This is a genomic window from Phycisphaerae bacterium (assembly GCA_019636475.1).
In the GTDB taxonomy this organism is placed as follows: domain Bacteria; phylum Planctomycetota; class Phycisphaerae; order UBA1845; family UTPLA1; genus JADJRI01.
In genome coordinates this window covers 583,820-607,063 of sequence record JAHBXN010000002.1, presented here as the reverse complement: position 1 = coordinate 607,063, position 23,244 = coordinate 583,820, and the positions used below count along the sequence as shown (strand labels likewise).

Here is a 23,244-nt window from a genome sequence, read left to right as displayed (position 1 = left end):
CCGTGGGACGCGCTGCATGCCCGCCACCCTCTCGAGCGCGTCCTGGCCGACGCTCGGTGTCGTTCGCGGCAGGGGTCCCCGGTCCGCCAGTGTAACATCGACGCAGTCGGAGGCGAAACAGCCGGATCGGGCGGCTGCCTTGCATTTCGCTTGATTGCAATGCCGGTCTCTGATAGCAATGCGCATCGATGAGTTCCGCATTGATCTGGTCATTGCTGTCGATCGTTTACTACCTCGCGGTGACGTTGGCCGTGCTGGACATTCTGCACAACCGGCGAGAGCCGCGAGGCATGTTGGCGTGGATACTGGCCTTGGTCGCGCTGCCGCTGATCGGGCTGTTCCTCTACATGCTGGTCGGGCCCGTTCCGATGCAACGCAAGGTTCAGCGGCGTATTCGGCGGCGCAATCTCATTGAGCCCTCGCTGGTTCAGAAGACGGCCGTGCTGGAGCAGAAGCACGACGCGCGCGGAGCCGTCCGGATTGATGCGAGCACCCGTTCCTTGATGCAGTTGGCGACGCGGGTCAGTGATGCGGTCGTCACCAGCGACAACAAGGTCGTTGTGTATCACGACGCGGAACGTGCGTTTCTCAATCTGTCGCTCGCGATCGAGGCGGCCGAGCAGCATGTTCACATGGAGTACTACATCTTCGCGGACGACGAGACAGGCCGGGCAATGCGCGATCTGCTGGTCCGCAAGGCTGGTCAGGGCGTGGAAGTGCGGTTGCTGCTCGATGCGGTGGGTTGCTGGTCGCTGTCTCGGCGATTTGTGAAGGAGATGAAGGCAGGCGGCGTGCGCGTTGAATTCTTCCTTCCGTGGGGGCTGACCAATCGGCGTTTGCAACTCAACTGTCGAAATCATCGAAAGCTGACCGTCGTTGATGGCGTGCTGGCGTTCTCAGGAAGCAAGAACATCGCCGACGAATATCTCGGCAGAAAACGCCGCAAGCTGGGCCCGTGGATTGACACCCACCTTCAGTTCGAAGGCCCCTGCGTCATCCAGATGCAGGAGGTGTTTGTCGAGGATTGGCATTTTGCAACAGGCAGCGATCTGGTTTCATCAACCTACTTTCCCGCGCCAGTCGTTGCAGGGGAACATCTCGTACAGGTCGTGCCGAGCGGCCCGGACGGCCGATCCGATGTCATGCACCAGCTGCTCAATGCGGCCGTCGCGGACGCCGATCACTCGATCACCTTCATTACGCCCTACTTCGTGCCGGATCGGGCCATGATTCTGGCACTCACCTCAGCGGCTTACCGCGGCGTCCGGGTTCGACTGCTGCTGCCTTCACGGTCCGATCACTGGCTGGTGCTGTGGGCCGGGCGAACCTATTACGAGGACCTCCTGGAGGCCGGCGTCGAGATCTACGAATTCGACGAAGCCATGATTCATTCAAAGGTGGTGGTTGTCGACGAACGCTGGTCGATGGTCGGATCGGCCAACATGGATATTCGCAGCTTTCAATTGAACTTCGAACTGACGAACATCCTCTACGATCGGGGCGTGGCGTCCATGCTGCTATCGGATTTCGAGCCGATTTTCGTCCGCTCCCGGCGAGTCCAGGAACGTGATGTTCACGCGTGGACCTATCCGCAGACGCTTGCCGCCGGGCTGGCTCGTCTGGCGACGCCGATCCTGTGATGACGTCCTGGCACGCTCCGCTTGATTCGCGGGCGGCCCACTCCTCTAATCTAAAGCCAATGACGCCACAGGATCCGACGATTGAACTGGTGGAACTCGCCGACGGAACCCTTACCCATGTTCGCTGGTGGCGACCGGCGCGCCCGCGCGGCGCCGTGCTCTATTTTCACGGCATCCAGTCGCACGGCGGCTGGTATGAGGAATCGGGGCGGCGCCTTGCGGCCGCAGGGTTCGCGGTCTTGATGCCCGATCGCCGGGGCAGTGGGTTGAACGCCCCCCCCAAAGGGCATTTCTCGTCTCTTGACCAGTGCCTTGAGGACAACCTGCATTTGCTCAACGTGCTGAAAAGCGACGTCGGTGCGACAGACGCGCACCTCCTCGGCGTGAGCTGGGGAGGCAAGCAGGCGGTTCAATTGGCGCAGGATGCGCCGGAAAGTGTTAAGACAGTGACACTTGTCGGTCCGGGTCTGTTCCCGCGGATCGACCTGACGATGATGGAAAAATTCCGCGTCGGCATCTCCATGATGAACGATCGCGAACGGCTGCACGACATCCCGCTGAACGATGCGGCATACTTCACGGAGAACCCTGAGCGGATTGATTTCGTCAATCGAGACTCGCTCAAGCTGCTTCAGGTGTCGGCGGCGTTTCTCCTGACGTCGCGTCGCCTTGACAAGCACATCCGCACTTTTCACCAGGCGGCATTCCGCAGCCCGATGCACCTCATGCTCGCGGGACGCGATCGCATCATCGACAACGAGAGAACAAAGGCGTGGTTTCGATCCCTTCCGTCGCCCGATCGGCGCGTCACGGAATATCCCGAGGGCGGCCACACCCTGGAATTCGAACGCCACGCGGATCCTTTCTTCGAAGACATGGTGAACTGGATCGTCGAAAGAGCCTGACCGCGCCACCGCCGGCGGTGGATCATGTGATCCGCGCGAAATCCGCGCGTCGCGATTCGCACGACGGCGCGTCCCGCATCGGCAGCCCGCCTACCGCTCAGGATTCGATTGAAGCGCCTTCACTGGCCCCTCGAAGGGTGTCGCTGCATAATACGCCGCGCGATGGACCAGTCCCATTCGCGACCAGCCTTCGGAGCAGATATGAAGCGCAAATTTCTCGTCACGGGCGCATTGCCTTATTCCAACAATCGCCTGCATGTCGGCCACATCGCCGGCGCCTACCTCCCTGCGGATATTTTCGTGCGATATCTTCGCTCAAATGGCGACGACGTACGCTTCATCTGCGGCAGCGATGACAACGGCGTTGCCATTGAAATCTCAGCCATGAAGGAGAAAACGACGCCGGCCGAACTGAGCGCGCGATATCACCAACTGCAAAAGGCGGCCTTCGAAGGACTTGGAATTCACTTCGACATTTATGGCGGTACGCATCAACCCGAATTCACGGAAACTCACAACAAGCTGAGCCAGGATTTCTTCCGGCGTATCCACGACAACGGTCACTTCGTGAAGCGAACGACCGAGCAGCTTTTTGATCCGAAGGCCAACCGCTTTTTGCCGGATCGCTATGTGAAGGGCACCTGTTATCACAACAAAGAGGATGGCGCACCATGCGGGTCAACCGAGGCGACCGGCGATCAATGCGAGAACTGCGGGAACGCAATTGATCCGCTGTTGCTGCTAAATCCGCGCAGCGTGATCACCGGAGCCACGCCGGAGCGGAAATCCACCACCCACTGGTATCTTCAACTCGCAAAGTTTCAGGGCATGCTGGCCGATTGGTTCAGCCTGACTTCTCTGGACTGGCGGCCGACGGTGACAAATTTCGCAATGGGCGCAATCAAAAAGGGGCTGCCCGAACGCGCGATGACGCGCGACCTGACCTGGGGCGTGCCTGTTCCGCTGGACGATCCCGACGCGGCGGGCAAAGTGCTCTATGTCTGGTTTGACGCGCCGATCGGATACGTCAGCTTCACCGCCGCGCTCTGCCGGGCAGCCGGCGAAAACGAGGCGGATTACAAGGAATGGTGGCAGAATCCCGATTGCAAGATCATCCACTTCATCGGCGAGGACAACACCGTCTTTCATGCGCTGATCTGGCCGGCCATGTTGCTCGGCACGCAGTACACGGCCCAGGAAATCGCAAGCAAGGGCAGTGCCTATGCCGCCCCGAAGGAGAAGGGCTTCTATCAACTCCCGGCGAACGTGGTCGCCAATTCCTTCCTCAATATCCGGTTTCCCGGAAAGGAAGAGGAGAAAATCAGCAAGAGCCGCGGAACAGCCGTCTGGATCGACGAATACCTCAAACATCTTCAGCCCGATCCACTGAGATATTATCTCACGATCAACGCGCCGGAGAATCAGCGAACGGTGTGGAGCTTTGACGAGTTTGTCACGAAGAATAATAAGGAGCTGATCGGCACAATCGGGAACTTCATCAATCGCTGGCAGAAATTCGTCACGGAGGATTTTGGTCGTGCCGTCCCGTCGGACGAGCGATCCGCCGAGGCCGAGCAGGAATTGCTTGGCAGGCTGCGAGCGGCTCCGGCAATAATCGCCGAGGAGATCGAGGCGATGCGTTTCAAATCCGCGCTGACGAGGATTCGCGAGCTGTTTGATGAGTGCAATCGCTACTTCGACGCACGCCAACCTTGGGTGACTCGCAAGGGCGATCTTCTTCTGTGCGCCGCGACGATGAACACCTGCATTCAGGCGGTCCGAATCCTGGGCGTATTGATCGAGCCGTTCCTTCCATTCGCCTCGGAGAAGATTCGCGTCTCCCTGAACATACCGAAGGATGCGTGGGTCTGGCCTCGGGCCGTCGAGGCGCTGCCGGTGGGGCACCCCCTCGGCCCTGTGCCGGAGGTTCTTTTTCCCCGCATCGAGATGAAGGACTTCGACGTCGCTGATGGGAAACAGTGATTCCATCGGCCGGTCGTATGTCCACGGCCGTTGATCCGCATCACTTTTCGGGATCACTCAAGTCAGATGTTTCAATGCCGCATTGCGGGTGGGAATCATGCGGCCGACGTTTCCGGCGCAATTTCCCCGTCGCGATAGGTCGTGCCGCGCCACCGGATTTCCCCCATACCCGATGCGCAGCGAATTGCATTGAGCAGCGTGCCCATCGAGAGCAAGGCGCCGATGGGATAGACCAGTCCGTAGAAGAAACGAACGCGCGAGATTGAATAGAAAAGTGCCATGGTCGCCAGTTGCATCGCACAGGCCGTGATGGAAATGTACTTAAGCGATTCCAGGTCGGCCCGCTCGACCAGCAGACCGTCCGAAATGACGGCGAATGCCAGTGAGACCCAGGGCGTGAACGTGAAGGTGGCCAGCACGATGACGGCCGCCCACAGTCGAGCGACGGAATTGAACGAGCCGCAGAAGATTCGCGTCCAGCCGCGCCAGGTTTGGGCCAGCGTGCCGTACATTCGAACGGTGTAGAGGTCGCGGTTTCCGACCACGACAAGGCGTTGTCCGCATTCCTTCGCCCGCCGTGCCATGACCATGTCTTCGTTGATCTGATCCCTGACCGCCTCGTGTCCTCCGATGGCCCGGTAGCACGACTGCTTCATCAGCATGAATGCGCCGTTTGCATAGGCCGTTTTTCGCTTCGGATTGTTCACGACGAGCGGGCTGAACCAGAGGATCATGACGGCGCTGCACGCCGGCTGCACGACGCGCTCCCAGAAGCCGTGCGCCTCATGCGACGGCAGCACCGAAATAAAATCCGCATTCTTCTCGATGGCGTAACGCAATGCGATTGAAACAGAGCGAGGAGAGGTCTGAACGCAGTCGGCATCCGTGAAGCAAAGCCAGTCTCCTTCGGCCATTTCCACGCCTTCGCGCATGGCATTGTTCTTGCCGAACCAGCCGGGGCGCAGTGCGTGAACATGGTGGACGCGAAGATTGAGAAATTCGCCGGAAAGACGATCCATGATTGCCCCGGTCGAATCGGTGCTGCGGTCATTCACCGCGACGATCTGAAGATTCGGGTAATCCTGCGCGGCGAGTGAACGCAGGCACGGCTCGATATTCGCTTCCTCATCCTTGGCGGCAACGATCATGCTCATTCGGGGAAGTTCACCCTCCGCATCGGCATACATCGAAGCGTCAAGCGGCTTGAGAATTCGATTGAGCTGGCTGAGCACAATGAAACGGAGGATCCACACAATAAGAATGAACGTCGTGAAGCCCGACAGGATGGGGAACAGCACACTCATAAGGAGGCACTCGCTACCGTCGACAACGGAGGATGATACGCAGTCCGCATCGCAGCTGACAGCCGGAATCGGGTCACTTCGGCCCGATTCGCTCCATTCCGCCCATGTAGCCGCGCAAAGCAAGGGGCACGTTCACGCTGCCGTCCGCATTTTGATTCAACTCAAGCAGCGGAATCAGGATTCGCGGACTGGCAATGACCGTATTGTTCAGCGTGTGGCAGAAAATGTTCGTCTTCAACCGCGAATCCTTGTAACGCAGGTTCAGCCGCCGGGCCTGAAAATCGCCGAAGCGACTGGCGCTGTGCGTCTCGCCATAACTTTTGCGTGACGGCATCCAGGTCTCAATGTCGTACATCTCGACTTTGCCCTGTCCCATGTCTGCGGTGCAGACCGCCAGGACACGGTAGGGCAGGTCCAGGGCCTGAAGCACTGCCTCGGCGTTCGCGATGATATCATGGTGGTGACGCTCGCTTTCAACGTCATCGGCGCGACAGAGCACCACCTGTTCGACCTTGTCAAACAGGTGGATTCGGTAAATGCCGTGAGTGTCCTTCCCCGCGGCGCCCGCCTCCCGGCGGAAACATGTCGAGAGCGCGGCGAATTTCATCGGAAGCTGCGATTCGTCCAGGATCTCGTCGCCATACATCGCGGTCAGCGGCACTTCCGCGGTTCCGACGAGACTCTTGCCGTCACGCTCGCAACGATAAGCCTGCTCTTCGCCGCCCGGAAAATAGCCGGTGCCGTACATCATTTCGTCCCGCACTAGAACCGGCACGGTCACAGGTTCGAAGCCACGCGCGGTGATCGTGTCCATCGCCAGCCGGAGCACGGCCTGGTGCAGAAGGCTCCCCGCGCCCCGGAGCAGGTAGTTTCGAGTGCCGGCGATTTTGACGCCGCGCTCAAGGTCCAGAATGCCGAGTCGCCTGCCGAGTTCAACGTGATCGAGCGGTTCGAATTCGAATCGGCGCGGCTCTCCAACGCGGCGAACTTCCTTGTTGTCCGCGTCGCTCTGGCCGACCGGAGTTTTGTCTGACGGCACTTGCGGCACGGTAAGCATCAGCGACTTGAATTCATCGGCGACGGTTTGACTCTCGGCTTCCAGGTCCTTCAGGCGCTGCTTCAGCCCGCTCGATTCGCCCGCAAGCCTGTCGCCTTCGGCCTTCAGGTCGTCGGCGCTGCGACCCTTTGCGAGCATCTCCTGGTAAAGCTTGCTCTTGGGATTCTTGTAGTGGGCGACCTGACCCGACAACTCGTTTGATTGGCTTCGAATATGGTCGGCTTCCTGCTGGATCTCGCGCCGGCGCTGATCGACTGCAAGGAGTCGATCAAGATCACACCGGACGCGCTTCACTTCGATCGCTCGCCGGATGGTGTCGGGGTTTTCACGGATGAATTTGATATCAAGCATGAAGACGGTTCCGATGGTTGTGGGGTGGATACGATTCTCGAATCGGGGATGATAAGCGATCCGGCGAATTCGCTAAACAAGTGCTTCACGCCCGCCGGACTGAATGGATTGTGTGGCCTGCCGCGACCCGCCCCCCGTTGTGCCGGAATCCGCCACCCTCCAACCTGCGGCGCAGATTCAGGTTTCAGTGTATATTGCCTCGAATTGGTCGCTCCGGGCCCTCGCGAATTACTCGGCGTTGCTCACACGGGACACATTTCATGAACGATTTTCGATGGAAGAAAATGATTGGCAGGCTCCGTGCTCTGCTGGTACTGGCAGCCATGCCCGTTTGCGGCGGCGCTGATTGCGCCAATCTGGGTACCGGATTCCCCAGGCGCGCCGCATGGACCCAAACGGCGGTAAGCACCAATGCGGGCGTCAGTCCCAGCGCGATCGTCGCCGGCGATTTCGATGGGGACAGTCGGGTCGACATCGCCGTGGCCTATCAGGGGCTCGATACCTCGCCACCTCGTATCGTGATTCTGTTTCGGCAGGCGGATAATACGTTCACCCCGGTCACGCTCATCGAAGGTGACAATGTGGCCGGCGCGGTGAAGCTTGCCGTGGGCGACGTGAACGGCGACGATCGTCTCGACCTTGTCGCGGCCTGTACGGATCGCGTGGTGTATCTGCCGGGGCCGGCCAATCCGCGTCAGGCTGCAAATTGGAATGCGTTCGAGATCGCGAACTCAACCGGTAACACCGTCGGTCCGTGGAACGACGTGGCTATTGCAAACATCGACGACGCGAACGGCCCGGATATTGTGGCGTGCGGTCAGGAGCCGGGAAGGCTCTGCTGGTTCTCAAGTCCCGCCGCCAACATTGCGAACGGAGTCGGTTGGCAACGGATTGATATCGATGCGACGACACGGGCCGGCGCGGCGTCGCTCGCCGTGGCCGACATCAATGGGGACGGAAAAATCGACATCTACTCGACGGCGCCGCAAGAGACCAGCGCCCGTGTCGCGTGGTACCAGAATCCCTCGAACCCCGTAAGCCAGGCATGGACGAAGTTCACCATCGGCAACGTTGCCGCCGCGACGCGGCTTGCAATCGGCGACCTCAACGCCGATGGCCGTCCCGATGTGGTGGTGACTAATCCCACTGGACGCCAGGTCGGCTGGTATGTTCGTCCTCAGAATCCAGCGGATGCGTGGTCCGGTTTCCTGATCACTCAATACGCCGCCGCCACGCCGGCTGACATTGCGATTGCCGACATCGATGGCAACGGGCAGTTGGATATCGTCGTTTCGTCTAGAAATCCGGGATCGCTCCGTTGGTTCACGCCGGTCGGCACAGTGACAAATCAGTGGATCGAGAACAACCTGATCGACTTGCCCACCGGAGTGAATGCCGGCAGAATCCTGTTACTGGACTTCGATGGAGACGCGCGCCCCGATGTCTTCGGCTGCCTTATCGGTCAGTCAGCGAACCAGGACGCCCTCGCGCGATGGGAAAATCCGGAGTAACCGGTAGCAACTCTATCGCAGTCTGGCCGCGCGATCCGCCAGTTCGCGGGCGGTCTCCTCGTCGGCCGCTTCTGAGATCACGCGGGCGATCGGCTCTGTATTGGACGGGCGCACATGCACCCAGCCTTCGGGCCAGTCAATACGTACGCCGTCGGCGTCGTTCACTCTGCCGGTGGTGATCTTCCTGACGCGATCGAGCCAAGGCGCTATCTTTTCCTGTGACATCTCGTACTTCTGCTTCACCATGACATATCGCGGAATCTCGTTCGCAATAATCGATAGCGGCCGTCCGTCCGTCGCCAGCAGGCTCAGCACGTGTCCCATACCCACGAAGCTGTCGCGTGTCATGACCACGCGCGGATCAATGACTCCGCCGTTGCCCTCGCCGCCGAAGAGGCAGCCATGCTCCTGAATCGCCTTCGCAACGTTCGCTTCACCCACTGCGGTCCGATGGACGCGGGCCTCACCCCCGGCCGCCTTCGCCAGGTCGTCGATCATGCGTGATGTGGACAGGTTGACCGCGACCGGACCGGGCTTCTGAGAAAAGAGGAATTTCGCAACAAGCGCCACGGTGTACTCTTCACCGATGTAGCGGCCGGTTTCATCCACAATCGCCAGTCGATCAGCATCAGGGTCCTGGGCAAACCCGATATCGGCACGGTGCGTTTTCACAGCCTCGCACAGCGTGACGAGATTCTCGGCGGTTGGCTCCGGCGTGTGGGCGAATCGGCCATTCGGTTCGTTGTTCATCGGCACAACGTCACAGCCCAGCTCATTGAGCAGCATGACGCCGCCGATGCCCCCCGCGCCGTTGACACTGTCCAGTACGACGCGCGGACGCCTCTTGCGGATGGCATCCACGGCAGAGACCGCCAGCACCTTGCGGACGTGCCGATCGTGCGTCGAAGCGTCGGCCGTGTGCGTGCCTGTCGCCTCGGGCCCGACGTAGCGAAAATCCTTCGCGTGATAACGCGCGAAAATAGCATGCGCCAACTCTGGCGGCGGCGCAATGCCCTCGGCCGTCAGGAACTTGATGCCGTTCCATTCGCCCGGATTATGACTTGCCGTGAGAACCACCCCGCCCGCTGCGCCGAGCTCGCGGATCATCATCGCGGTGCCGGGCGTGGTCACCACGCCGAGTTCGATGGTCGAACAGCCCGTCGCGAGCAGCCCGCTCACAATGCCGCTTTGCACCATCGGCCCGCTCGGTCGAGAGTCGCGACCGATCACGACCTTGCCGCCGCCAAGATGCGATCCAAATGCCGCGCCCATTTCCGTGGCGAGCGTTGGCGTCAATGTCTTGCCGACCAGTCCTCGTACGCCTGAAACGCTGATCATCAACGCCATGAAGTTTCCCCGTAACGATGAATTTACCATCCCCGGATTCGATGCGAAGCCGCGGACCACCCGATCAATTGATCCCGGTGCCGGCGAACGCATCACACATGATTTGACGGTCTGCCGTCAGACACATAGCATCCCCGACCCGGCTCATTTTCGCCACCGGACGAATCTTCGAGGTTAATCATGCCCTTTCTTTCAGGAACGGTCAGCTTTTCGCGGTTTCGCATTGCGGGCGGCGGACCAAAGCGATTGGATGAGAATCTGATCGAGAAATTCAGGCAGCATCGAATCGGCGCGGAACGTGTCCAGCGTTCCGACAATGTCGAAGCAGGCTGGATCGGCGGGCGCCATCTGCTTGATCTCGACTTCGACGTGGAAAAAAACGTGCTGCTCGATTGTGTTCATGCCGGGCTGCGGATTGACGCCGCGCGAATTCCACCCGATCTGCTTCGCGCCTATTCACAGCTCGAACTCGAATCGCTCCTGCGTGAGCGCACCCCGGGTCGTGGCCTCGGCAAACTGAAGCGCCAGGCGAAAGAGGCCGCCAGGAAACGTGCGGAATCAGAAATCAAGCAGGGCCGATATCTTTCGCAGCGGCAGTTTCCCGTCCTGCTGGATTCGCGGAATGACGTGCTCTATTCAGCAGCGACGTCGCCGGCCGTTCACGAGCGATTGCACGTTCTGTTCCGCGACACATTCTCCAAGCGACTTGAGCCGATGACCGCCGGTGAACGGGCCGCCGCGTGGGCCGAGCAGAAGGCGGCGGGCCGCAAGCTCGAAAATCTGACGCCGACGCTGTTCGTTGACCCCGCTGAAGAACACGGCGAGCCGGAGGTGTACTGGACATCCGGCGATCCGAACTCACGCGATTTCCTCGGCAACGAGTTCCTGCTTTGGCTGTGGTTTCAGTTGGCCGAGCGCGGCGACACGCTCGAACTGCCTGACGGTACCGAAGCGGCAATCATGATTGTCAAGCAACTCGCCCTCGAGTGCCCGCGGGCGCAGACCGGCAAGGAAGTCATCACCTGCGAAGGTCCCACGACCCTGCCCGAGGCGCGCCGCGCGATCCGATCCGGAAAACTTCCACGCAAGGCCGGAATGATCATCTCGCGCCAGGGTGAACAGTATGCATTTGTGCTACAGGCCGAAACGTTCAACGTCTCCTCAGCCCAATTGCCAAAGATAGAGGATCGCATCGGCGGCGATTCGGCCACGGACCGCGCCGGCGAGGACGGGGCCGGAGGTCCGGCAGGCGGGCGCATTCGTGCGGAAGAACGAATCGAACAGATTCGATATCTCGCACAGACCATCGATCTGGTCTTCGCCGTGTTTTTGCAGCAACGCATCGGCGCCGAATGGAAAAAGGAAACCGACGAAATCCGAGCTTGGCTGCGTGGTGGCTGACGCGTGCGGGCGCGCGCCGCTACAATCCCCGCATGTTCATCGATATCTCGAAAACCGATCACTCCTGGCGCGCAATGCACCGGCTGTATCTCTCCTTCGTGCAGCCGCGGCCGATTGCATTTGCATCAACCCTCAGCGCCGACGGTCGAGCAAACCTCGCGCCGTTCTCCTTCTACAACATGCTCGGCGCAAATCCGCCCGTCGTCGTGTTCAGCCCGGCGCTGAATCGCCACGGCCTGCCCAAGGACACGCTCGCCAACATACTCGCGACAGGCGAATTCGTCATCGCGACAGTGACGGAGCCTCTCGCCGAAAGAATGAACATCTGCAGCGCGGAGTTCGAGCACGGTGTAAGCGAATTTGAAAAAAGCGGACTGACTCCGCTGCCGGCATCCGTCATTCGGCCGTTCCTTGTGAAAGAGAGTCCCGTCAATATCGAATGCCGGCTCCGGCAGGTGGTATCGCTGGGGGACGCTCCCGGCGCCGGGCAGGCCGTGTTCGGAGATGTGCTGGCCGTTCATGTGGAGGACGCGGTGTTGCTGGAAGGCGACATGGTGTGCGATCCGGCAAAACTGCGGGCCATCGGCCGAATGGGCGGCGATATCTACACGCGGACACGAGATCATTTCTCGCTGAAGAGCCTCCGTGATCCAGCCGAACTGGCCGCGCAGGGGCCGCCCGGAATCGTCGGCTAGAATCGTCTTGATTCAGAAGGTGCGTCGCCGGCGCGTAATCGAACGCGCCAGGGTGCCGGCGGGCCTGGCACCGCCCTTGCGGCATCGGTGTGTTATTTTCTCAAAGCCTCGGCTTTCGTCCGGGCATCCTTCGCCCTGTCCGCTTCACCGGCCTTCTCTAAAGCCTCCGCCAGTTGGTCGAACGCCTCGGCATGATTGGGATCAAGTCGGCAGGCGGCTTCAAATGCGTCGGCCGCGCGAGCCGAATGGCCGGCCGCCATGAGCGCGGCGCCCATGCGCAGTTGCGTGTCTACGTCATACGGATCAATGTGTATTGCCTGGAGGTACCAGTGCGCCGACTGGTCCCACTGCTTGTTGGCTGCGTAGAGTCTGGCAATCTGTCGGGCGACCGGTGGCTCGTCTTCGGCCACGTGAAACAGAGCCTCCAGTTGCTGAATCGCCTTGGGATAATCGCGCCGCCGAAGATGAATGGCCGCCATGCGACGCAGCACGTCCGGATCATCGGCTGCGCGACGAAGGTATTGTTCGTACAGTGCGAGCGCGTCGTCCCATGCCCCGGAAGCCTGCTTGATGTAGCCCATGTACTTGATCGCGGTGAGATTATCCGGTCGCAATTGCATGAGCGGTTCAACATGCTCGGCGGCGGATTCCAGCCAATGCTCACGTTCCGCGTCGGTGACGGCCGCCAGCGATTTGCCGACGTAAATGCGGCTCATCACTTCGTGTGCATCCGCCTGCTTCTCATCGATGTTGAGTGCCTCTTCGGCGGCATCGTAGGCGCCGTCTGTGTCGCCCTCGTCAAGCCTTGCCCGGGCCACGGTCGCCAGTAGCGATGAATCCTCAGGATTCTCCCGCAGCCGCGCTTCGAGCTGCTTAAGATCATCCGGAGGGCGGAGCGAGAAGCCCCATTTTGCGGCTTCCTCGCGGGCCCAATTGCGAAAGTCGCGGTCAAACTCCTTCGGCGAAATCTTCAGCACACTCTCAAACGCCGCGTCTTGCGTCTGCCCTTCGCGAAACGCGCCCAGAAGGTCCAGAATCGCCTGATATCGAAACCGGTGAATAATGTACTCGGACATCCATTCGCTCTGAGCGTAGGCGAGCGACCGATCGGTCGGCCGCTTCGGTCGTGCGAACCCCCAGTCAATGGTCTCCAGCGTAAATAGTTCATCCCGCCGGATCGCGTCGACAAGAAGCTCCTTGGATGACCACGATCGCGGCGATGGCTCCTCGTAGACTGCCAGCCCCTCGGTGAACCAGTGCGGAATTCGGTTCTCCGTTGCCGCAAGCGTAACCGTGTGCGTGAACTCGTGTCGCAAAACGCTGGCCCAGTTGAATCGACCGAACGGCGGCCTGCCGCGCGGCGCGGTCATCGCAATGACCCGACCGGTGCATGCGCCGATGGTCCCGATGAACGGTCGCCCGGTGATACGGACACTGAATCCACCATGATCTGGGAATATCTCAATGATCGTCTTGTGCGTCAGCCTGGTCGCGAAGTTGTCGCAAACCTCCTCGTGAATGGCTTCGAGTGCGCGCGAGAAATACGGTGCCAGGACCGCGTCCGTCGAGGCGTCGTACCGGATGATGAAGTGCTCGCTTTCCAGCGTGGCAAAGTGATCAATGCGGTCCAGCAGGCCGAGAACGTTGTATGTATGCTGGTTGAAGCTGTCGAGTTCGAATGCGGCTTCCAGTTCCCGCCGCGCAGCCACTTCATCGCCCAGCTCCATGTAAAGCTGCCCAAGGCTCGTGCGAGGCTCGGGCCAGTTTCTGGAATACCTGATAGACTTCTTGAAGTGCGTCTCGGCAAGTTCAAACTGACGACCGGCTGATAGCCATTCCCCCATCAGAAAATGGAACATCGCAGGCTTGGGATTCGACTTTCTCGCCCGGGATTCAATTTCGGCGGCTGCCTCCACGTTCCCCTGCCGGAATTCGGCTGCGGCAAGCGTGCCGAGAGCTTCCTCCGATCGCGGGTTCACCACCAGAGCCTGCCTCGCGAATTCGGCTGCGGGTGCGTACTTCCGCTCCGCCATTCGAAGACTTGCCATCAAGACCAGCGAGCCGACGTGTTTCTCATTAAACGCCAGGGCCTGTGTTCCGAGCGTCTCGCATTCGTCGAAGTTCCAGTCTTCGAGATGCGTTCGGGCCAGCCCCGCCATCGCGTCGGCGGCATAGGGGTTGTCCTTCAGGATGCGTTCATATTCGGCCCGCGCGCCGGAAAGATTATGCCGCGAACGCAGCAGATCAGCCGCGGCCAGCCGAGCAGGCCAGTAGCTTGCATCAATCAGATCCACTGCCGAACCGAACACCTCGTCGAGCACATGCCGTGTTCGTTGCACCACGTTGGTGTGGGTCAGTTCCGAATATCTCAGAAAACCCTGGCCAATATACGTCGCCTGCTCTGCATCGTCCGGCAGGGTTCCCGTCGTCATGACCTCGTCAAACGCCTTATAGGCTTCGGCGGCATCGCCGATGCGGCCGGTTCGCTCCAGCGCTTGCCCTAGGAACCAGCGGGCGGGGTAGGCGGACTTCTCCAGTTCGATGGCGCGTCGTGCGTGAGTGATCGTCGTTTCGTACTCTCCGCATTCCATCAGCAGCATCGCCATCGCGGTTTGCCAGTCAGCCGAGGCCTCGCCTTTCGCGGCTTGCGATTTCAGCCGCGCCAGTCCGTCGAGTAGCCGGCCGGTATCGCGATCAAGGGCAGCCAATTCGATGGCAGCGCGAACCGAAAGCGGCGGATGTTCGAGGGCGACCAGTTCGGCCTTCGCCCGGGCCTCGCCGTACCGGCCGTGCAGGCGATCATCCCGCGCCGCGAGCAGCATTCGGATCGGATCGGCGGGTTGGGTAGACGGTTCGAAAGTCCGTTGCAGGACGCTCGGATCGGCGGCGAGTCGCACGGCAAGACCGGCGACAACCACCACGGCGATTGGAACGACAATGCGCTCGCACCGGCCGCACTTTGATTGATTAGCGTGAAGGGTCACGGCGATATTATACGAAGCTGCGGCTGAACGAGAATCCGCCGGCAGCCGTGTTATTCCTCGCCGAATGCTTCGCGAAACACGCCACGGTAGTCATCCAGTGTCGTGAATTGGACGAAGAACAGGCCGCCTTCGATGAACATCGAGGCCATCGCCGCCAGTAGATGCCAATTGGGCGAGACGCCGGTGTCGATCGATGCCCCGAGACCGGCGGTCAGCAGAATGGTGAAAATGCCGGCCATGCTGCATCGAAATGTTCGTGTGCGGAGACCGCCCACCTGTGTGTAATAACGTGCGTCCAGGCTGTCATGCTCGATCGCCTGTTCAATGATCTTCGACTGCACCACGAAATACATGTAAACCACGACATGCACGAAGCAGGTGAACAGCCCCGCGAGAACGCCGAGGAGCACATGGCGCGCGTAACCTGAGCGACCGTCGATCATCAGTCCCATGGCGGCCGTCAGTGCGAGCATGAGCAGATCGACCACGGCGAATATCAGAAAACTGGCTTTCATATCGTCGCAATGGCAATCAATGTCTGGCGGGCGTAAAGGTGTGCGTTCATGCCCGGTCAGAGAAAATCGGAATTCTGTGCTTGCCTCTCACCCGGTGACTGCGAATAATCGATCGAAACACGCCACCATGCCGCGCTGAAGTGCGCCACGCCACTGACACACACCGTAAACGAAAAAGTAGGCTCTGAAAATTGCAACGCCTCAATGAGTTGTGCGGTATACGAATTCAGAATCGACGACAGGACGCGCGTCGGACATTAAGAGCCGAACGACGCGCTCGCGGCGAGCCCGGCTCGCCGCTCTGAAACTCACTCCGCTCGGTTTGATTTCGGGCGGCGAGGATACAGACCCCTACCTTCCCTACGCATGAACCCGTGGAGCCCACTTGTTCCCCGGGTTCATGCTGTTCTTGCTGAGGACGTACCGTGCAATGGCGATTCAAATGACTACGGGCGCTCAATCGCCATCGCGACTGCATTGCCGCCGCCGAGGCAGAGCGAGGCAATGCCGCGCTTAACACCCCGGACTTCCATCGCATTGATCAGTGTCACGATGATGCGTGTCCCGCTCGCGCCGATCGGATGACCCAGCGCCACCGCTCCGCCCATCACGTTCACTCGATCATGCGGAATTTCAAGCTGTCGCATGCAGGCGAGCATCTGTGCGGCAAAGGCCTCGTTGATCTCAAACAGGTCAACATCCTTCATCTGCCACCCGATTTTACCCAGCAGCGTCCGAATCGCGCCGACCGGAGCGATGAACAGTTCTTTCGGTTCGACGCCGAACGTGGTGTGACCCACAACCCGGGCGAGGATCGGCCAGCCTCGCTTCCTGGCTTCCTCCTCGTTGGTCAGGAGCGCCATGGCGGCGCCGTCAGTCAGTTGAGACGAATTTCCGGCGGTGATCGTGCCGTCTGCCTCGAATGCCGACTTCAATTTCTGCAGGTCGGCGAGCGTGACTTCCGATCGGATCGATTCATCTTCCGAAAAGATGATCTTGTCCTTGCGGGAATTCACCTCGATCGAAGCGATTGTCGACTTGAAGTGACCCGCCGCTCGGGCCGCGGCGGCGCGCTGGTGGCTCGCAACTGAAAAAGCGTCCTGGTCCTCACGGCTGATGTTGTACTTCCGCGCGGTGTACTCAGCGGCGTTGCCCATGCCCCAGCCTTCGAAAGGGCAGGTCAGACCGTCGGACACCATCCCGTCCTCCATGGTGATGTGACCGAATTTCACGGCCCCGCTTCGCGTTCCGCGGACGTAGTAGGGGGCGTTCGACATGCTCTCCATGCCGCCGGTGAGGATGATTCGGGCTTCGCCCAGGCGGATGTTGTTGTCCGCATTCATCGCCGCCCGCATGCCGGAACCGCAGACTTGATTCACCGTCACCGCCGTGATCGTGGGAGGAAGGCCGGCCTTCAGGGCAACCTGTCGGGCGGGGTTCTGGCCGACACCTGCCTGAAGTACCTGGCCGATCAGCGCCCAATCGACCGCGTCCGGAGGACACCCGATCGACTCAATGACACGTCGGGCAACCTGGGCCGCGATTTCTGGCGCGGTCAGGGAAGACAGGGTGCCGAGGAACTTGGCCATGGGGCTGCGCTTGGCGGCCACGATCACGCTTCGTTGCATAGGAGTCTCCACCTCTGGATTCTGTGCTCGGGCTGGTCCCAAGCGGGTTATAGTCGTATTGTGCATTTGCACGAAAGAAATCGCAAGGCGACCAGCGCAAGCCGCCGACTTTCAACAAAGCCTTATTCCGATAATTGTGCAATCGCAGAAATTGAAGTGCGCAAACGCAAAAAACGCCGATCCGGCGTTCGGGGCGCCTCGAATCCCATACAGTGTCCGGCGCACGAGTCTTGGAAACCCGGGCGCCGGACGAGGTAGGGATGGAGTGGGGACGGGTAGGGCCTCTCGAGCAGGCGGGGCGTCCCGCGGGATCGATGGCCTCGGCGCAATGCCGGGGTGTTCCGGCAAACCCATTCAGGCAGGATGCTCGAAGGGCCGCGCCGCTGATTTTCAAAAATGCGGCCGACGATCGAGGTGCTGGTACACTTCGTTCCCGTCGGCCGCTCGCACGAGTTACGCCAAGCGTGGGCGCGGGACCAGTCTGATGCCCTGCCCGCGCGATTCATTTGGTGCCGGTGAGCGCCCGAGAATCCCACGGTTCTCGGCGTCGATCAGGCTCGGTTTGCTTGCATTGCGGGTGGGCGTGGTGAGGCCTGCGCGACAAACCACCCGCCGCAGATAAATGCAAAATCGCGGTGTGGAGTCCGCCAGAAATTCTCAATTTTTTTTAGGCAACGCAGTGGCAAAACGCTGCGTAGGACCGCCGCGCTTGAAATCACGCCGATCGGGCGCGACAATAGCCGGCTGTGCGGTAAAGTCCGCATCGACACGTGTTGCGGCGAAGGCATCTTTCCTCATGGCATCTGAGAACATTCCCACCGAACCCAGCGGTCGAGGCCCGGATAAGCTTCTCGCGATTGGAGCCTACGGCGAGACCGTGGCAGCCTATCGATATCTTGTGCTCGCCGAGAAAGCGCCGGCGGAGGAATTTCGTCGAGAGTTCGCCGACATGGCCGATGAAGAGCAGGACCACAAGCAACGGCTGCAAAAGCTGGTGGCCGACATGTACCCCGGGCAGGACTTCGTGCTGACGTCCGAAGACAAGGAACTCGTCGTCACCGGCCCGCGGCTGCTCGATGTTCGCGATGGAGCGGACTTCCGCGAGGCCATGCAGATGGTTCTTCAGACGGAGCGCAAAACGGCCCGTTTCTATGCCAACCACGGCAAGTACATGCCGGATCCCGGCATACGCTCGCTCTTCCATGAATTGGCGGAAGAAGGCGCGGAACACTACCAGCGATTGAAGCAACTGGCCCGCCGCGCTGGCGTCACCGATCTTGCAGAGTGAGGTCGCACCCCGGCTCGACGAAACAGCATGGGCCGATACGCGGTGCCGGCCCGGAGCCTGGCATGAAATCCGTCACGAAACTCGTGCACTTCGTCGGAGTAATCCTCCCGGCATGGACGCTGGTCGGCTGCTCAGGTCCTGCGGCGCCATCGGCTCTTCAAGCGGCACCGAACGACTCCGCGGTATCTATGGCTGCCACGGTGCGCCCGGTTCGCTGGGTCACCGATGACGGCGAAATGACACTCGCCTCGATCGAGGATATTGACGAACTGTTCGCGATGCCGGTCGCTCACGGCGGCGGCACCGAGGGACCGGCCTTCCGGAATGACTCCGGCGCGATTTCGCGGCCGTTGACCTGCAAGGACTATTTCCGACTGATCGACAGCGGCTACGATCCTCCGACGACTTATGACATGTCGATCGCGTCGTTCTTCGTGCTCCGATGCGATACGCTGCGCTACATCCGGCACGCCGCTCCGGCGAACCGGAGCTACATCGAATCGTTCAGGCTGAGCACGCAGTCAATTGAAGAACTTCCGGCCGAACTTGCCCCGACATGGCAAAACAACGACGCTGAATGGCGTGAGAACCGCGATTTGGCGGGCAGCTCCTGGGCCACGGCGTACCCGGCGGATGTCATCACCCCATTCGACTCCGCGAGCATCGACATCACCGGCGATGCGTTTATTACGAACTTTCGCATCGTCGCATGGGCGGACTTCAACCACGACGGACTCGAGGATGTCCTCTTATTCCTCGCGGTTCACGTCAATGGCGGAACTTTTCGTACCTACTATCACAAGGCCCTCACCCGCCTGGTGCCCGAGGGGCCGTTGATCGAGGTGGAACTGAAGAGGTTCGACTGACCATTCGCCCTCCGCGAACTTATCGATCAGGGTTCCCAGATTGTTCCGAGCGCGCCGAATGACAGGCGCGTGTCATAGAATCCGTGAACGGCATGGCCGTCGGCGAAGCCGAGCGACCATGTCGAAAACTTGCAATGCCAGCCGTTGCGCGGCGGGTTTGCGCCGTTAGGAAGGACCGGTGTTGCACGGTACGTCGCGCTGTAGAAACCCTGCTCCACCCACATGATGAAACGCGAGGCGTTTCCACCGACGAGTCGCTTGGCGATTCGATCCGTGTATTGAACGATCGTCGCAGGGTTGTTCAAATCGAAATTGCCCGTGCCGCCGGCGTAGCCCTGCATGAACCGGGTGTTCAGCGTGTAGCTGCTTCCGTTGGCCTCCCAGCTTGATCGTTCTTCCTCCCATGTTCCGCTTGGCGGCTGCCCGATGATGGAAGTGCGATAGGATTTGTCAGTCGGGCACTTGTATAGATCAATCTGTTGGCTGTCGATGGCCAACGGGTCGACAAACTTGTTCAATGGGCGGATGTGCGTGGGGTACAAGCTGCTATCGACCGTCTGGTCGCCCGGTGCCGGCCGCGGCGCCTTGAATCCACCGAACACCCACGGAGTCAGCACGGTCGGGTTGAACGCACTGTAAGGCGGAACGTCAAGCGCTGCACCGGCCGTGTACCATTGAATGAGCTTCCGATCTTCCTGCGCGTCCGTGTACATGGCGGTCGAGGATGCAATGCCCTTCAGATTGGCCAGGCATTTTGCCTTGGCGCCTTCGCAGCGCGCGCGACTGAGGGCCGGCAGCAGAATTGATATGAGTAGCGCGATGATCGCAATGACGACGAGCAACTCGATCAGCGTGAACGCTCGAGGATACCCCGATCGCGCCGTCCTGACAAAGTCGCGGTGACTGCCGTTTCGTGCCATGACTATGCCTCCTCGATTCGTCGAAGCTTGGAATCCGCTTCGACCGGGTTCAAACTTGCTTGGGCCGTGGACGCTCGGGCGCTGCATCCGGGTTTGGCGGCCCATCGGATGCCGGCCGGCGAGGCGCCTCTTCGATGATCGGCGCTGGCTGATCGTCAATCGGGCACTTCGGGCAGATCCCCGGCACGCCCGGAACCTCGGGCCCGAAAAACAACGTCGAACAGCGGAAGCACGCCATCGGCTGCCATGCTTCGCGCTGATTGCACTTCGGACAGAAGATCGGCGGCTGATCGCCGACCTTGGAGAGTTCCTTCGTCAACTGCGGCAGCGTCAGTTTGAACGAGTGTTCACACTTCACGCACTGCCACAGCGTCTCCGTCGATGGATCATCCGGAATAACCTCGGATCCGCCGAAGAAAAAGGTGATCGCGACCGCCGCGCAGAGCGAGGCGCCGATGATTCCAACTTTCACTGCCTTCACTTCAAACCCAATTTGATGGGGCAGGAGGGGAACTCAGCCGGAATGGCGATTGAGACTTTGAAACGCTCAAGAAAGTCACATGACGGGGCTCGCCGTTTCCCCACGAGTTTTCTGACCCATTGGCTCAGTTGCCGCCAGGGCCGGAAAATACGCCTCAAGAACGACGGAATTCGGCACCCCGCACGGAATTCCTACCTCCACCTGTCTTTAAGTGTATCGGAACCATGCCGACTGTGTCCAGAGTTTTGACCCACGTGGCCGGCCTCATTCGGTCCGATAGGGGCCGGCTTGCCGAAAGCCGCTCACCAGAATTGCCAGTCGCCGGCTCGAACCACATAGACATAAAGTGCGAGATTTGTCACGCCGTGCGTGATCATCAGGCAGCTCAGACTGCGCGTGTAGTAGAAAAGCCCGTTAAACAGCATCCAGCACAGGATGCTGACGCCCCAGTTTGCCGGATGCTGCACAACAGACAGCAACGATGACCCCAGGAACGCCGCCCACGTGAATTGACCCACACGCACCGACTCGAAGCGATCCCAGTTCACAAACGCCCGCAATATAAAACCGCGCCAGAAAATCTCCTCAACCACCGGAACGACCGTCACCGCGCGAGTGATTTTCAGGAAAACGTGGGTCCAGAATGACGCCGTGCTCGAAAAGTCGGCCGCCACATCGGTCACGGCGGCTGCATCAAACGGCACAATTGTCACGAACGGAAACGACGTGCCGAATGCGAGCGTGCCCCCCAGATTGACTCCGCCCAGGTGGATCGACTCGAGCCAGTGCTGCCCGGCGACCCACATCCAGGCTGCGAACAGTCCGACCGCTCCCGAGAGAACCAGTCGTGGCTTGCCCGGCCCCATCCAGTAATGTCGAAACAGCCAGGTAGCCCATCCGGCGCCGGCGATGTGCATCACGATGGCGGCGTGCCGGTAAATATCCTCCTTCGGCGCAAAGTCAACCACGAACATCAGCGCCAGATAAGCCATGTAAGGGCCCATCCAGGGCACGCGAGGTTCCGCGGCGACCAGGCGCGAGATCAGGTCCGTAGGCGGCTTTGTCAGTCTGGGTGTCGGCGAATCCGACATGCGTCGCTCCGGAAGGCGGTTAGCCGTGCGTGGAAGCCGCGGAATCAGCGTCAAAGCGGCGGTGAATCAGGGCGTCGATCTCGCGCCGGAGTGCCGCCGCGCTGACATGGAGCGATTCGCATCGCTGGTGCAGTTCGCTTCGTCGGACGGAGTCTTCAATACCGGGCAGATTGATGAGGACATTGAGCCGGGCGCCCTCGATCGCTGCATGAGCCAGAATCGCGGAAACACCGGCATCCGAGACGCAGCCTTGCTTCGACCTCTCCAGCGCGATCCCCGCCATCTTCATCACGAACAACGCCTTCGACATGATCTCCAGCGGAGACTCGGTCGCTTCAATCGTCGCAGACTGCCGGGCGGCCCGGCCCGCCGCGTCGTTCGTCGACAGCTTCCATGTTTCGCAAAGCCGCTCAAACGCGGCGATATCCTCGTCGATCAGCCGTGCGAGATCGTTCCTGAGGGTGTCAGCCGTGGTGATTGAGCCGTGTAGCGGTCCGGGTGTCCCGTCCTTCTTATCATTCAATCGACCGACCATCCCGGAAAGCGCAGCCGCGATCGCACCGGTCATCGCGCTGGCAGCGCCGCCACCGGGCGTGCCCGCACGAGAGGCGAGCCGCGTAAGGAAATCTTGAATCTGTGAATCGGATTCGGTCACGGGTTCTTCCTCGCTGCAAATATGCATATGCGCTGCTCTCTTATCTTTTTTCCGAATGCTCGTCAATAAATCGCTCCAGCCACCGTCGTCGCAGGCTGCGGCTTCCTCGTCATATCGCGTTCGAATACAATCAGGAAAAGGCGAGGGTTCCGGGGAAACGCAGACGAGGCGCCGCGCGATGGGTATCGGTGAATTTCAACAGATCATTGAACGGATGTATTCCGCAAAGGACCGCAAGCGGGGATCCGCCGCGACCTTCATGTGGCTTATGGAGGAAGTCGGCGAACTTGCCACGGCCGTCCGAGAGGGATCCCACCAGGAAAAGGAAGGCGAGTTTGCCGACGTGCTCGCCTGGCTGGCGACGCTCGCCAATATAGAGGGGGTCGATCTCGCGGCTGTCGTTCAGAAGAAGTATGGTGGCGGATGCCCCGGTTGTGGTGACATGGTCTGCCGATGCCACCATGAAAAACCCTGACGGCCGCCGCTCGGATGGGCTGGAGAGACCGAACCCCCGCGGCGATTGATTGACGGAAATGTTTGGGAAGCGTGCACAACTTGCGTCTCGTTCAGGGACCTCTGTGAGCGCACGCCGATTCCGATGGGCTGAATCAGCGGCCGTTTT

The 23,244-nt window shown here is 60.4% G+C and carries 19 protein-coding genes; 9 read left to right on the top strand and 10 right to left on the bottom strand.

Translation table 11 applies throughout. From position 1 onward, the window contains the following. Positions 1 to 188: 188 nt before the first annotated feature. The 3 genes from cls to metG all read left to right on the top strand — a co-directional run bounded on the left by cls (position 189) and on the right by metG (position 4,528). Positions 189 to 1,640, top strand: a complete 1,452-nt coding sequence (cls, locus tag KF841_05485) for a cardiolipin synthase (GenBank protein MBX3394799.1) — start codon at positions 189 to 191, stop codon at positions 1,638 to 1,640. Positions 1,641 to 1,699: 59 nt separating this feature from the next. Continuing rightward, entirely contained in the window at positions 1,700 to 2,545 is an 846-nt protein-coding gene (locus tag KF841_05480; GenBank protein ID MBX3394798.1) for an alpha/beta fold hydrolase, read from the top strand. Between the two features lie 201 nt (positions 2,546 to 2,746). Then, a complete protein-coding gene (metG, locus tag KF841_05475) occupies positions 2,747 to 4,528 on the top strand; it encodes a methionine--tRNA ligase (protein MBX3394797.1) in 1,782 nt (593 codons plus the stop codon). Positions 4,529 to 4,623: 95 nt separating this feature from the next. Here the strand turns inward: metG and KF841_05470 are convergent, their stop codons facing one another. Both KF841_05470 and serS read right to left on the bottom strand, forming a co-directional pair. Next, positions 4,624 to 5,832, bottom strand: coding sequence for a glycosyltransferase (locus KF841_05470; GenBank protein ID MBX3394796.1), 1,209 nt, complete (start codon positions 5,830 to 5,832; stop codon positions 4,624 to 4,626). A 73-nt stretch (positions 5,833 to 5,905) separates the two neighbouring features. Beyond that, complete coding sequence (gene serS / locus KF841_05465) at positions 5,906 to 7,240, bottom strand: serine--tRNA ligase (protein ID MBX3394795.1); 1,335 nt, start codon at positions 7,238 to 7,240, stop codon at positions 5,906 to 5,908. A gap of 284 nt (positions 7,241 to 7,524) precedes the next feature. Here serS and KF841_05460 point away from each other — a divergent pair, with 284 nt between their 5' ends. Next, entirely contained in the window at positions 7,525 to 8,751 is a 1,227-nt protein-coding gene (locus tag KF841_05460; protein ID MBX3394794.1) for a VCBS repeat-containing protein, read from the top strand. A gap of 12 nt (positions 8,752 to 8,763) precedes the next feature. On the opposite strand, the gene glmM is transcribed toward KF841_05460, so the two are convergent. Then, positions 8,764 to 10,098 (bottom strand): phosphoglucosamine mutase, encoded by a 1,335-nt coding sequence (gene glmM, locus KF841_05455; protein MBX3394793.1) that lies wholly within the window; start codon positions 10,096 to 10,098, stop codon positions 8,764 to 8,766. A gap of 180 nt (positions 10,099 to 10,278) precedes the next feature. On the opposite strand from glmM, the gene KF841_05450 reads away from it, so the two are divergent. Continuing rightward, positions 10,279 to 11,499 (top strand): hypothetical protein, encoded by a 1,221-nt coding sequence (locus KF841_05450; protein ID MBX3394792.1) that lies wholly within the window; start codon positions 10,279 to 10,281, stop codon positions 11,497 to 11,499. A 74-nt stretch (positions 11,500 to 11,573) separates the two neighbouring features. Continuing rightward, positions 11,574 to 12,194: a flavin reductase family protein gene (locus KF841_05445; GenBank protein ID MBX3394791.1), complete on the top strand. Its 621-nt coding sequence runs from the start codon at positions 11,574 to 11,576 to the stop codon at positions 12,192 to 12,194. Positions 12,195 to 12,286: 92 nt separating this feature from the next. On the opposite strand, the gene KF841_05440 is transcribed toward KF841_05445, so the two are convergent. The 3 genes from KF841_05440 to KF841_05430 form a co-directional block, all read right to left on the bottom strand. Further along, positions 12,287 to 15,178 (bottom strand): tetratricopeptide repeat protein, encoded by a 2,892-nt coding sequence (locus tag KF841_05440; GenBank protein ID MBX3394790.1) that lies wholly within the window; start codon positions 15,176 to 15,178, stop codon positions 12,287 to 12,289. A gap of 50 nt (positions 15,179 to 15,228) precedes the next feature. Next, the gene (locus tag KF841_05435) at positions 15,229 to 15,693 is read right to left on the bottom strand and encodes a hypothetical protein (GenBank protein ID MBX3394789.1); all 465 of its coding nucleotides are present in this window, start codon (positions 15,691 to 15,693) and stop codon (positions 15,229 to 15,231) included. A gap of 446 nt (positions 15,694 to 16,139) precedes the next feature. Then, a complete protein-coding gene (locus tag KF841_05430) occupies positions 16,140 to 17,321 on the bottom strand; it encodes a thiolase family protein (GenBank protein ID MBX3394788.1) in 1,182 nt (393 codons plus the stop codon). Between the two features lie 796 nt (positions 17,322 to 18,117). Here KF841_05430 and KF841_05425 point away from each other — a divergent pair. Together KF841_05425 and KF841_05420 are read left to right on the top strand one after the other, a co-directional pair. After that, complete coding sequence (locus tag KF841_05425; GenBank protein ID MBX3394787.1) at positions 18,118 to 18,609, top strand: ferritin family protein; 492 nt, start codon at positions 18,118 to 18,120, stop codon at positions 18,607 to 18,609. A 62-nt stretch (positions 18,610 to 18,671) separates the two neighbouring features. Beyond that, positions 18,672 to 19,475: a hypothetical protein gene (locus KF841_05420; GenBank protein MBX3394786.1), complete on the top strand. Its 804-nt coding sequence runs from the start codon at positions 18,672 to 18,674 to the stop codon at positions 19,473 to 19,475. Positions 19,476 to 19,501: 26 nt separating this feature from the next. On the opposite strand, the gene KF841_05415 is transcribed toward KF841_05420, so the two are convergent. The 4 genes from KF841_05415 to KF841_05400 form a co-directional block, all read right to left on the bottom strand. Continuing rightward, positions 19,502 to 20,482 carry a prepilin-type N-terminal cleavage/methylation domain-containing protein gene (locus tag KF841_05415; protein ID MBX3394785.1) on the bottom strand — a complete coding sequence of 327 codons (981 nt, stop codon included), beginning with the start codon at positions 20,480 to 20,482 and terminating at the stop codon, positions 19,502 to 19,504. Then, on the bottom strand, positions 20,445 to 20,867 hold the full coding sequence (locus tag KF841_05410) for a hypothetical protein (protein MBX3394784.1): 423 nt from the start codon (positions 20,865 to 20,867) through the stop codon (positions 20,445 to 20,447). Before KF841_05410 ends, KF841_05415 begins: the two co-directional genes overlap by 38 nt. A gap of 311 nt (positions 20,868 to 21,178) precedes the next feature. Then, the gene (locus KF841_05405) at positions 21,179 to 21,967 is read right to left on the bottom strand and encodes a CAAX prenyl protease-related protein (GenBank protein MBX3394783.1); all 789 of its coding nucleotides are present in this window, start codon (positions 21,965 to 21,967) and stop codon (positions 21,179 to 21,181) included. 19 nt (positions 21,968 to 21,986) lie between these two features. Then, complete coding sequence (locus KF841_05400) at positions 21,987 to 22,622, bottom strand: cyclodeaminase/cyclohydrolase family protein (GenBank protein ID MBX3394782.1); 636 nt, start codon at positions 22,620 to 22,622, stop codon at positions 21,987 to 21,989. 178 nt (positions 22,623 to 22,800) lie between these two features. On the opposite strand from KF841_05400, the gene KF841_05395 reads away from it, so the two are divergent. Continuing rightward, positions 22,801 to 23,097, top strand: a complete 297-nt coding sequence (locus KF841_05395; GenBank protein MBX3394781.1) for a nucleotide pyrophosphohydrolase — start codon at positions 22,801 to 22,803, stop codon at positions 23,095 to 23,097. Positions 23,098 to 23,244: the final 147 nt, after the last annotated feature.